Source organism: Luteibacter sp. 1214 (assembly GCF_031455395.1).
Taxonomy (GTDB): domain Bacteria; phylum Pseudomonadota; class Gammaproteobacteria; order Xanthomonadales; family Rhodanobacteraceae; genus Luteibacter; species Luteibacter mycovicinus.
The window spans coordinates 830,876-842,463 of the sequence record NZ_JAVDSQ010000002.1; the positions used below are offsets into that span (position 1 = coordinate 830,876).

The 11,588-nt window shown below is 62.2% G+C and carries 9 protein-coding genes and 1 pseudogene; 7 read left to right on the forward strand and 3 right to left on the reverse strand.

Annotated features, from left to right (window positions below):
- The first annotated feature begins 21 nt into the window (after window positions 1-21).
- The 3 genes and pseudogenes from mnmE to J2X57_RS08295 form a co-directional block, all read left to right on the forward strand.
- A complete protein-coding gene (gene mnmE / locus J2X57_RS08285; protein ID WP_036109017.1) occupies window positions 22-1,353 on the forward strand; it encodes a tRNA uridine-5-carboxymethylaminomethyl(34) synthesis GTPase MnmE in 1,332 nt (443 codons plus the stop codon).
- Window positions 1,354-1,609: 256 nt separating this feature from the next.
- Window positions 1,610-1,738: a hypothetical protein gene (locus tag J2X57_RS08290; RefSeq protein WP_255349727.1), complete on the forward strand. Its 129-nt coding sequence runs from the start codon at window positions 1,610-1,612 to the stop codon at window positions 1,736-1,738.
- A 406-nt stretch (window positions 1,739-2,144) separates the two neighbouring features.
- Window positions 2,145-4,496: pseudogene (locus tag J2X57_RS08295) on the forward strand (lanthionine synthetase LanC family protein); the annotation flags it as partial.
- Between the two features lie 107 nt (window positions 4,497-4,603).
- On the opposite strand, the gene J2X57_RS08300 reads toward J2X57_RS08295, so the two are convergent.
- Window positions 4,604-5,830, reverse strand: a complete 1,227-nt coding sequence (locus J2X57_RS08300; RefSeq protein ID WP_309865683.1) for an MFS transporter — start codon at window positions 5,828-5,830, stop codon at window positions 4,604-4,606.
- A 107-nt stretch (window positions 5,831-5,937) separates the two neighbouring features.
- Window positions 5,938-6,834, reverse strand: coding sequence for a LysR family transcriptional regulator (locus tag J2X57_RS08305; protein WP_309865686.1), 897 nt, complete (start codon window positions 6,832-6,834; stop codon window positions 5,938-5,940).
- A 110-nt stretch (window positions 6,835-6,944) separates the two neighbouring features.
- Between J2X57_RS08305 and J2X57_RS08310 the strand changes: the two genes are divergently transcribed.
- The 3 genes from J2X57_RS08310 (at window position 6,945) to J2X57_RS08320 (ending at window position 10,091) form a co-directional block, all read left to right on the forward strand.
- Window positions 6,945-7,994 carry an NAD(P)-dependent alcohol dehydrogenase gene (locus J2X57_RS08310; protein ID WP_309865689.1) on the forward strand — a complete coding sequence of 350 codons (1,050 nt, stop codon included), beginning with the start codon at window positions 6,945-6,947 and terminating at the stop codon, window positions 7,992-7,994.
- A 158-nt stretch (window positions 7,995-8,152) separates the two neighbouring features.
- Window positions 8,153-9,334: an MBL fold metallo-hydrolase gene (locus J2X57_RS08315; RefSeq protein WP_309865692.1), complete on the forward strand. Its 1,182-nt coding sequence runs from the start codon at window positions 8,153-8,155 to the stop codon at window positions 9,332-9,334.
- A 28-nt stretch (window positions 9,335-9,362) separates the two neighbouring features.
- Window positions 9,363-10,091, forward strand: a complete 729-nt coding sequence (locus tag J2X57_RS08320; RefSeq protein WP_309865695.1) for a DUF6624 domain-containing protein — start codon at window positions 9,363-9,365, stop codon at window positions 10,089-10,091.
- Window positions 10,092-10,152: 61 nt separating this feature from the next.
- On the opposite strand, the gene J2X57_RS08325 is transcribed toward J2X57_RS08320, so the two are convergent.
- On the reverse strand, window positions 10,153-10,593 hold the full coding sequence (locus J2X57_RS08325) for a helix-turn-helix domain-containing protein (protein WP_309865698.1): 441 nt from the start codon (window positions 10,591-10,593) through the stop codon (window positions 10,153-10,155).
- Window positions 10,594-10,673: 80 nt separating this feature from the next.
- Here J2X57_RS08325 and J2X57_RS08330 point away from each other — a divergent pair, with 80 nt between their 5' ends.
- Window positions 10,674-11,468 (forward strand): SDR family NAD(P)-dependent oxidoreductase, encoded by a 795-nt coding sequence (locus tag J2X57_RS08330; RefSeq protein ID WP_309865700.1) that lies wholly within the window; start codon window positions 10,674-10,676, stop codon window positions 11,466-11,468.
- The last annotated feature ends 120 nt before the right edge of the window (window positions 11,469-11,588 follow it).

Consider the following 11,588-nt stretch of genomic DNA (forward strand, 5'->3'; position numbering starts at 1 on the left):
TTCGCTATCCACAGGCACGACATGACTCACGGCGACGACACCATCGCAGCCATCGCTACCGGCGCCGGCGCGGCCGGGGTCGGTGCCGTTCGCGTGTCGGGGCCGCTCGCTCCTTTCATTGCCGCCGCGTTCCTTGGCCGGGCACCCACACCGCGATACGCGCACTTCACCGCGTTTCACGACGCAGACGGTGAGCTGATCGATCGCGGCTTGTTGTTGTCCTTTCCGGGACCCGCGTCTTACACCGGCGAGCACGTGGTCGAGCTTCAAGGACATGGCAGCGCCGTGTTGCTCGACGCGCTGCTCCAGCGTTGCCTCGCGCTGGGCGCGCGCCTCGCTCGGCCCGGTGAATTCACTGAACGGGCTTTCCTCAACGGAAAGCTCGATCTGGCACAGGCGGAAGCTGTCGCCGATCTTGTTGCCGCGACGTCGCGTGCGGGAGCACGTGCAGCACTGCGATCGATGGAAGGTGTTTTCTCGGCCCGCGTGGAGGCCCTGCTTGCCGAGCTTATCGAGCTGAGAGTACACATCGAGGCAGCCATCGATTTTCCCGAAGAAGAAATCGATTTTCTTGCCGACCCTGTCATCGGCGACAAGCTAACGACGCTCCGGGCAAATCTCGGCCGTCTGTTGCTTGAAACTCGCCGCGGTGTCCGTCTGAACGATGGCATCGCTGTCGCCATCGTCGGGCGACCCAACGCGGGCAAGTCGAGTCTGTTGAATGCGCTTGCCGGAGAAGAGCGGGCGATTGTGACTGACGTCGCGGGCACCACGCGCGACGTGCTTCGCGAGGCGATACACATCGATGGCGTCGCGCTGGAGCTCGCGGACACGGCCGGTCTTCGCGAATCCGACGACATCGTCGAACGCGAGGGCATCCGTCGTGCGCGTGACCAGCTTGCACGCTGCGATGTCGCGTTGCTGGTCACCGACGATGCGCACGCACATGCCGATCTTTCGTTGTTGGATGGCATGGTCGAATATGCAAAACGTCTGATCGTCATTAACAAGATTGATCTGGACGAGCGCGAAGCACACTGCGAGGGCGATGTCCTTTGGCTTTCAGCGCGTACGGGCGATGGTATGGACGCGCTGCGCGCCCGGTTGCGTGAGCTCGCGACCGCGGGCGCGGGGGATGGCGCATTCAGCGCGCGTCGCCGTCACGTCACGGCGCTGGAGTCCGTACAGCGCCACTTATCTCTGACGGACGACGCACTACGGTCGGCTCACGCGGGCGAACTCGCCGCCGAGGAATTGCGTCAGGCCCAGCACGCGCTGGGCGAAATTACCGGCACCTACTCATCTGACGATTTGCTTGGCGCCATCTTTGGTTCGTTCTGCATCGGAAAATAATACGAATTGCCGGCGCGTAAGCAAAAACGGCAAATCGACTATGCCGGCTAAATCCGATGTGCGACCCAATCGACGGAACACTCGTGAATGCGACGCGCCGTAGGCCGCCAGGGACCGATGTCACTTGCGAATCTTCTCAAACATTCGATACGGTCGGTCCCGCATGACGCAGACCTGCGCATGCGATCGACGTCAAGAGACGCTTCGGCGCCGCCGAAGCATCGGTATTTCTGAGTGAATCACAAGGAGCACTACTGTGGCGCAAGATATCGAAAAGAACGACGTGCTGAACCTCCAGTCCCTTGAAATTGACTGGGAGGATCTGTTCCACGCTTGCCTCTCGATTGCGAGCTCGACCAGCACCGCTAACGACGGCGGCTGTTGATAAAAGATGGGCGGCTTTGGCCGCCCATTCTTTTTTTGCGCGCCGCAAAGGCGCAGCGATAAGCGACTGAGCGTCGCAGCCATGGACAGAGGTGCAGATGGAATCGTCACCGTTCTTTGCCTATTCGTTCCTCAGCCCGATTTATCACGAGAACATCTATTCTTACGAGCCCTCCCACGAGTTCCTCGACGTGGTACGCGCAGCGCTCGGGGAACGGTGGAAAATAAGGGAAAGGGGCTTCTGGGCGAGCTGCTCGCCCGACGATCGCGAAGATCTCGAACACGGGTGGAAGATCCACCTCTCAAGTACACAGGCCAATGCGGTGGAAACACTGACGATCGTCGCGGGGATCATGTCCTCTGCGCGGATCGCCTTTAAATTTTGCGCCGACCGTCGCATGCTCAAGATGTCACTGGGCAAGGGCTGGTCGCGCTTTCAGATTGGAAAGTTCATCGCCATCTATCCCAGAAATGTCGATGAATTTGCGGCAATTCTTGTCGAACTGCACGCTGCAACATCGCACCTGCACGGCCCCTACATCCTCACTGACCGGCCCTATCGGGACAGCAAGGTCGTTTACTACCGTTACGGCGTTCATCGCGGCAAGCCATCGGTGGATGCGACAGGACGCAGTGCCTCCGGCTTCTTCCTGCCGGATGGTTCCTGGTACAACGATGTGCGCGGTCCCACGTTTCGGTTACCGCCCGGCATCGTCGACCCGTTGCTCCAACGCCCACAAGAACTTCCTTCTTCCACGGCCACCGTAAGAAAGCCGGATCAGCCAAAGACCGTCCGCCTCAAGGATCGCTACGTCATACAGGGCGCCATCAAATTCAATGCAACCGGCGGCATCTATCGTGGCATCGATACCGAAACTCAACGCGAGGTAATCGTTCGCGAGGTACGCGGCAAGCTGGGACATCTGGAGCGGGAAAGTGAGGACGACCCGGCGTTCATCCTGAAGCGTGAAGCGCGGGTGCTCAAAAAACTGTCTCACACCGGCCTGGTGCCAGAATATATAGATCTGTTCCAGGCATGGGACCATTGGTTCCTCGTAGTAGAGAAGCTAAACGCCATCTCCCTTTGGGGCCATTCGATGGAGTTCTATTTCTCGAACGAGTATCAAAGCACCGGATTCGGTCTCGACCGCATACTGTCCTCCATTCGCGAAATCGGTGAGGGGTTGCAGGTTATCCACTCGCACGGCGTCGTGCTTCGTGACCTGACCAAGAACAACATTCTCTTCACCAAGAGCGACAAGCGAATCAAGTTTATCGATTTCGAATTCGCGTTCGAGGTGGACGACGCCGGTCCGTGGGTGCAGGGATGGACACCTGGCTACGCTTCCGCTGAGCAGGCGTCGGCACAACGACCATGCGTCGCCGACGATTGCTATGCGTTTGGCGTGCTGATTCTGGACATGCTCACTTTCAGCGCTGCGGGGCTCGAACTCGGACGCGAGAACATCTTTCGGAAACTCGCGCTCGTGCTGTCCGATCTTGGACTTCCTGCGGAGTTGATGACGCTCATCTTGGGACTGATGCACACCGAGCCCGATCGTCGCTGGAGTGTTGCTCAGACGCTCTCGTTTCTCGAAGCCATCGATCTGCCCCTCGTCCAGCGCAGGATGTTTCCCTCGCGCGAACAGCTTCTCGACGTCGCCTCGCCATCCCCAGACCTGGTTAGTCGGATCGACGATGTAATCACGGGCGTGGAGGTGTTCCTGGACTCGACGATGGACCTGGCACGCGAGGATCGGTTGTGGCCTGCCTCCCCGGAGGTCTTCGTCACCAACCCCGTATCGTTGGAGTATGGCGCGACGGGCGTCGCACTGTTTCTGCTCCAGCGGCAAGGCGCTATCAGCGCACCTGTGCTTGACTGGATAGAACGGCGGGCCGCGGCGAAGCTATGTCCTCCCGGTCTGTATTCCGGCTTGTCCGGCGTGGCCCTCGGTCTGCTGCTAGCGGGCCGACGGGACGCCGCAAGGGCCATGATGGCCAGGGTCGCCGACGACGGGCTCGTCTTCGACCGTGCGGGCCTTTACTACGGATGTGCGGGCGTGGGCCTGACCTGGTTGCACTTCTGGTCGACGACGGGCGAAGAAGCCTTTCTTGATGAAGCCATTCGCATCGGGGACTGGCTGCTCGGGCACGCCGTAGATTCGGAGCGCGGCCTGTCATGGCCTACGGGAGACAAGACCTATCTTGGCCTCGCCGAGGGTCAGTGCGGTGTAGCGCTATTCCTGCTTTACCTCGGGTCAGCGACCGGACGCGATGACTTCGTCGCGTCGGCCGGACGCGCGATCGATTTCGATCTCAGCTACGCGACGCGTGTCGCGGGCAGGATCGTCTGGAAGGTCCACACGAATTCGAGAGAGCATGCACCAAACCTCCCCCATCACAGGTACGGCTCTGCTGGTGTCGGTGCTGTGTGCATCCGTTACTTCGCGCTCACTGGCGACCGGCGTTACCACGACATGGCCGTCGACTGTGCACATACGGTCAGGACGCGTATGTCGAACAAAATCTGGCAGGACGAGGGCAGCGCAGGCTACGGTGAGTTCCTGCTCGACATGGCGTTTTTTCTAAACGAGCCCCGGTTCAGGGATATCGCCTTCTACCAAGCTGAAGCCATTCTTGCGCATGCGCTCGATCGGCCCGTCGGCATGGCGTTTGGCGGACTCGATCATTACCGGATCTGCGCTGATTACAGTTACGGAAGTGCGGGTATCGGGATATTCCTGGACCGCTTGTTGAACGGCACGAAGCGTTTGTTGATGCTCGACCACCTCCTGCCAGCGCGTGTGACGACATCGCGGCATGGAGCGCGTCATGCCGACGCCCCGGCGCGATCGGCGCCTCCGGGTCAGCAGGCTTCCGCAGCCACCCGGCTAGCGGTCCGCTTTTCAGCCGCCACCGACGCCGCCCAGATAGCGAGCCCCGCCAGCGCCAACAGACTTCCCACCCAGCCGGGCGACGTCCACCCGTAACCGCCGGCGATGGCGAGGCCGCCCAGGTACGGCCCGAGCGCGTTAGCGGTATTGAAGGCGGAATGATTCAGCGATGCGGCAAGACCTTGCGCATCGCCCGCCACATCCATGAGCCGCGTCTGCAGCACCGTACCGAGTGCCCCACCCACACCAATGAAAAACACGTCGAGGCTCAGCAGCCAGATGTTGCTTGCGGTGAACGGGAAGATGGCGAGGATCACGAGGCTCCACAGCAACAGTGCACCTGCCGTGCGCATCAGCGCGCGATCGGCGAAGACGGGCACGACCATGTTGCCAACGGTCATGCCGACGCCGAAGATGGCCATCACCCAGGGCACGCTCGACAGTGGCATCCCGGTCACGCTGATAAGGATGTCGGCGAGGTAGGTATACACAGCGAACATGCCGCCGAAACCGATGGCACCGATCGCCAGCGTGTACCAGACCTGCGAGCGTTTCAGCGCGCTGAGCTCGCCAAGCGGACTGGCCTTCGGATTGGCGGGCGTCCTGGGTGCGTAAATCGCGACGGCGAGAATCGTCAGCAGGCCAAGGACGGCCACCAGCGCGAACGACCAGCGCCAGCCCACCAGCTGACCCAGCCAGCTGGCCAGCGGAACGCCGACGATGGTGGCGCACGTGAGGCCGAGGAACATCTGGCCGACCGCGCGCGTGCGCCGGTTGGGGGGAACCAGCGATGAGGCGACCAGGGCGGCGACACCGAAGTACGCGCCATGCGGCAGGCCAGCCAGAAACCGGAACACCAGCATCCAGTGGTAGTTCGGCGACAAGCCGGTCAGACCGTTGAACAGCGTGAACATCGCCATGAGGATCAGCAGCAGGCGACGGCGCGGCACGCGCGCGCCGAGCACGGTCATCACCGGAGCGCCGATGACGACACCCAGCGCATAGGCGCTGATCGCATGGCCCGCGGTCGGCGCATCGATGCCCAGACCCTGTGCGAACAGTGGCAGCATGCTCATCGAGGCGAACTCGGTCGTACCGATGGCGAAGCCACCGACGGCCAGCGCGAGGATCACCAGGCCGACGTGAGGCGCGCGGACGGGCGCGGTGCCCGGATCGAGGACGGGGGCGGAACCAGACATGAGGGGTGCTCGGGGACGTAGGTGGGCCGCGGCGTCATGGTGCGTCGCAGCAATCGGCCTAGGATACGCGGTCGGACGGCCCGGCGGGAGTCAGCCTTGCTGGCGATTCAGGCGCACGCGTGCTCGCGGATGTATTCGATGAACGCGCGAAGGGCCGACGTGACTCGCCGCTGGCGTGGGTAATAGAGCATGAATCCCGGGTACGGCGGGCACCAGTCCTCCAGCAGCCGGACCAGCTTACCGTCCTCGACCAGTGCCTTGACCTGATCGTCCAGCACCGCGGCGATGCCGATGCCTGCGACGGCGGCATCCAGCGCCAGACGCATGTCGCCGAAGGTCAGCCGCCCGCGAACGTCCAGTTCGAGCTTGGTCGAACCCTGCTCCAGTTCCCACTTATAGACCCGCCCGCTGGGAAACCGAAAGCGGATGCAGTTATGGCGGAACAGGTCGTCGGGGACCAGGGGGCTGCCGTAGCGGGCGAGATAGTCAGGCGAGGCGACGATGGCACCCCGCTGCGCACCGCCGATCGGCACGGCGATCATGTCCTCCGGCACCTGCTCCAGGAACCGGATGCCGGCGTCGAAGCCCGAAGCGACGATATCGATCAGGCCATCGTTATCCACAGCTTCAAAGTGAATGTCTGGATATGTCGCCAGAAAACGAGGCAGCAGCGTCGGAAGCAGGAGCTGCGCGGTGACGCGTGGCATGTTGATCCGCAACGTACCGGCGGGCGCCGCGCGGAAGTTGTTCATCTCTTCAAGGGCGTCGTTTACGCCAAGCAGCGCCGGCTCCAGCCGCTCGAGCAGCCGCTGACCCGCTTCCGTCAGTGAAACGCTGCGCGTGGTGCGGTGAAAGAGAACCACCCCCAGCCGTTCTTCCAGTCCACGGATGGCATAGCTGATGGCCGACGTGGACAGCGTCAGCTCGGCGCCCGCCTTTCGGAAGCTGGCGTGCCGGGCGACGGCGGCGAATGCCGCCAGATGAGAAAGGTTGTCGGGACGCATGATTATCAAGGATACCTCAACGATACATGCCGGAATTCCCGTTGGCCCGCAGGATTGTTGAGGCTTTATCGTTACCCGCTTTCCTGACCCACCTATCGAGGATGACTCCCATGATCGAAGTCCGCGGATTTGCCGCCAAGAGCGCCACGACGCCCCTCGTTCCCTTCACCTTCCAGCGCCGCGATCCGGGCGCGCACGATGTGCGCATCGAGATCCTCTACAGCGGCGTCTGCCATTCGGATCTGCACCAGGCCAAGGGCGACTGGGGCAACTCGGTGTTCCCGATGGTCCCGGGCCATGAAATCGTGGGCCGCGTCGTCGCCGTTGGCTCGGCCGTCAGGAAGTTCAAGGTCGGCGACTTCGCCGGCGTCGGCTGCATGGTCGATTCGTGCCGCGAGTGCGATTCCTGCAAGCAGAACCTCGAGCAGTACTGCACGACGCACACCAGCTTCACCTACAACGGCACCGAGCAGGACAAGACCACCCCGACCCAGGGCGGTTACTCCACCGAGATCGTCGTGGAAGAGCGCTTCGTCGTGAAGATCTCCGAGAAGCTCGATCTCAAGGCGACCGCTCCCCTGCTCTGCGCCGGTATCACCACGTACTCGCCGCTGCGTCACTGGAAGGTGGGCCCGGGTCAGAAGGTCGGCGTCATCGGTCTGGGTGGTCTCGGCCACATGGGCGTGAAGTTCGCCAAGGCCATGGGCGCGCATGTCACGATGATCACCACGTCGGCCTCCAAGGGTGAGGATGCGAAGCGCCTTGGCGCGGACGCCGTGCTGCTTTCGACCGATGCCGAGGCGATGAAGGCCCAGGCCAGCAGCTTCGATTTCCTGCTCAACACGGTGCCGGTGTCGCACGACATCAACCCGTACACCAGCCTGCTCAAGCTCGACGGCACCATGGTGCTGGTCGGCGCACTCACTCCGCTCGACGGTGTGATCGGTGGCAGCCTGATGCTCCCGCGTCGCACGATCGCCGGTTCCGCCATCGGTGGCATGGCGGAAACGCAGGAGATGATGGACTTCTGCGCCGAGCACAACATCGTGTCGGACATCGAAGTCGTCGACATGACCTCGATCAACGAAACGTATGTGCGTCTGGCGAAGAACGATGTGCGTTACCGCTTCGTGATCGACATGGCGACGATGCCGGCTTGATCCTTGTTGGCTTGAGATAACACCGGTCGCCAGCGGGCTGGCTCCTACACGAGCATGCATCCTTGCTCTTGTGTGGAGCCAGCCCTGCTGGCGATTCACGGTGACGAACCCCCACCTGTCCCGCTATCTTCAGACCCATCCCCCGAAAAGGATCCGGTTTGAAGCGCTTACTCCGTTATCTCGGCATCTTCCTCGCTCTCGTCGTCCTCATCGTGGCCTTCGTCGCGATCACCGCATGGCCGAACATCGGCGCATGGCCCAGCAAGACACCGACGGCCGCCGAAGTGACATCGCCGCAGTGGCACGGTCGGAGCTTCGCCAACCCCGCACCGATGTTCATGAACCTCAAGGGTGGCATCTGGCAGATCCTGCAGTCGAAGCCCGGCGAGGAACCCGATGCGCCGGTTCCGACGATGGACTCGTCGGCGCTGTACGCCACGCCTCCGACGAGCGGTTTGCGCGTCACCTGGTTTGGCCATTCGTCTTCGTTACTGGAGATCGACGGCGTCAACGTCGTGATCGACCCTTTCTGGAGCGAGCGCGCATCGCCCTTCCCCTGGCTCGGCCCGAAGCGCTGGTACGAACCACCCGTCCCGCTCGATAACCTGCCGCGAGTCGATGTCGTCGTCGTATCACACGATCACTACGACCATCTCGATCGCGCCTCCGTGCAGGCCTTCAACGCACGCGGCGCACGATTCATCGTGCCGCTCGGTATCGCGGCGCACCTGATCGACTGGGGCGTGCCGAAGGAAAAGATCACCGAACTGGACTGGTGGCAGGACGCGCACGTGGGCGCACTTCGTATCGTTTCCACACCGTCCCGTCATGCATCCGGTCGCCTCGAGGCGCATAGCGATGCCACATTGTGGACGGGCTACGCATTCATCGGTCCCGACCATCGCGCGTTCTACTCCGGCGATACCGGCATGAATGACACCTTCGCCGATGTGGGTGCGAAGTTCGGTCCCTTCGATGTCACGCTGATCGAGGACGGTCAGTACGACGAACAGTGGCCGGACTGGCACCTCGGGCCCGAGCAGGCGATGCAGGTGCACGAAGAGGTTCGCGGCAAGGTGCTGATCCCCGTGCACTGGGGCCTTATCAAGCTGGCGCATCACGGTTGGACCGAACCCGCCGAGCGCATTCTGGCGGCGGCACGTTGCAGCAAGGCCGAGGTATTGATTCCGGAACCCGGACAGGCCGTGGAACCGACGACGCATCCGGTGGTCCCACGCTGGTGGCCGAAGGAGCCATGGTTCACGGGGGTGCAGCATCCGATCGTCGCGTCACGCGACGGGAACCCTGCCCATAAATTCGATATACCGGTCTGTCGGTAAGCCGGTGCCGCTCAGGGAGAGAGAACGCGTGTTGAAGCATTCGATGAAGTTAAGTCTGGCAGCCGCGCTGCTCATGAGTTCATTCGCCGCATGGGCTGACGCGAACGATGACAACGTGCGGTCGCAATGTCCCTCAGCTCAGGCATGGATGGATAAGCTTGCCAGGCTGCATCCGGAACTCAGCGCGGAGGGCGCAGCCGCTGATGCAAAGGCGGTCCACATCACTGACGGACCCTTACGGAGCGAGTTGCTCAAGCGTCGCGATAAAGACGTCGAAGCACGCAAGGCATGGATCGATGCCGGCGGGTCGCAGGAATTGGGCAAGGCAGTCTTCGCCATGGACAAGGACAACCTTGCATGGATGAAACGGCGGTTCGGCGATGGTGCGTTTCCTGTGGCTTCGCAGGTTGGCCGTGACGGTGTTTCAGCTGCCTTCCTGCTCGTTCAACACGCCGATCAGGATCCGGCATTTCAGGCCTCCATGTTGCCGGCGTTGACCAAGGCCGGTGAACACGGAGATGCCTACAAAGGCGATGTCGCCATGCTCACCGACCGAGTACTTCGCGCGCAGGGCAAGCCGCAACGGTATGGCACTCAGTACATGGTCGACCCGAAGCATCCGTCAGCGATGATGCCTCAACCGACGGAAAAACCCGTCGATGTCGACCGGCGACGTGCCTCCATGGAGCTCATGCCGCAGGCCGACTACGAATGCATGTTGCGGACGGTCTATGGACCGTCACAACCCGCACCCTGATGCATCAGCTCCGCGCTCCCGTTGCCATGAAGTTCTGATTCGTTACGAATCAACGGGCTTATCAGTCCGGCATCACCAGACGCATCGGCAACTGGTCGAGACGACGCCCCGTCACCTCATCGATCACCACCGCACTCACCCGCTCACCCGTCTCGTCGGCGACGAGATGGGACAACTTCCCGCCGCCGCCGTTGTGCCGACGGCCCCATTCGCCCATGGCGGCCATGATCGGCAGGAACTCGCGTCCGGCCTGGGTCAGCACGTACTCGTCGCGCGGCGGCCGCTCGCTGTAGCGGCGCTTTTCCAGGACACCGGCCTCGGTCAGACCCTTCAATCGACGCGACAGAATGTTCGGCGCGATGCCCAGGCTCGTCCGGAACTGGTCGAACTGCGTCATCCCCCGGCTGGCATCGCGAAGGATCAGCACGCTCCAGGTATCGCCCACCAGCGCGAGGCTGCGGGCAATCGAGCAGGTACCTGAAGAAAGTTTGTCGGTGTCCATTGCATAATGATAGCTAGGTCACTATCGTATGGCAACGTAGTCGATATCACTTTGCAACTTACCCATACGGAGTCACCCTCATGAGCGTTGAAAACAAAGGCACGGCACTGGTTACGGGCGCTTCGTCGGGCATCGGCGAGGTCTACGCCGAGCGTCTGGCGGCGCGCGGCTACGATCTGATTCTGGTCGCACGTCGTCTGGATCGCCTGGACGCATTGGCCAGGAAAATCGGCGCCGCGACGGGGCGGAAGGTCGAAACGCTGAAGGCGGACCTCACGCAGCGTGCCGACGTGGCCGCGGTGGAGAAGCGGGTAGCGGCGGACACCTCAATCACCCTGTTGGTGAACAATGCCGGTATCTCGCTCAATGGCAGCTTCCTCGACAACGACAGCGACGCGATCGAAAAGCTCATCGCCATCAACATCACCGCGCCCACCCTGTTGACCGCCGCGGCGGCCAAGGCCTTCGTCGCTCGCGGCCATGGCGGCATCATCAATATCGCGTCCGTGCTCGCCTTCGCACCGGAGATGTTCGACGGTATCTACAGTGGCTCGAAGGCGCACCTGCTCAACGTGAGCCAGAGCCTGGCGACGCAGCTGAAGGGCACCAGCGTCCGCGTGCAGGCGGTGTTGCCGGGTGCGACCCGCTCGGAAATCTGGGAGAACTCGGGTAAAGACATCGATGCGATGCTGCCGGGGATGGTCATGGAGACCGCCGATCTGGTGGATGCCGCGCTGCTGGGCTATGACCGCGGCGAAGTGGTGACGATTCCGCCGCTGGCCGATGAGCAGCAGTTCCTGACGTATGACGCCGCGCGCGTCGCGATGGGACCGAATCTCTCGCGCAAGGACGTGGCACCGCGCTATCGCGCCTGATCTGGACATGTAGGAGCGCGCGGGGCTGTAATGGCCGGGTTTTTCAGGACCACCAAGTAGGAGCAAAATCTCCTGCGAGGTGAATCATGGCTCATAGAAAAATTCCGGCAGCGGTCAAAG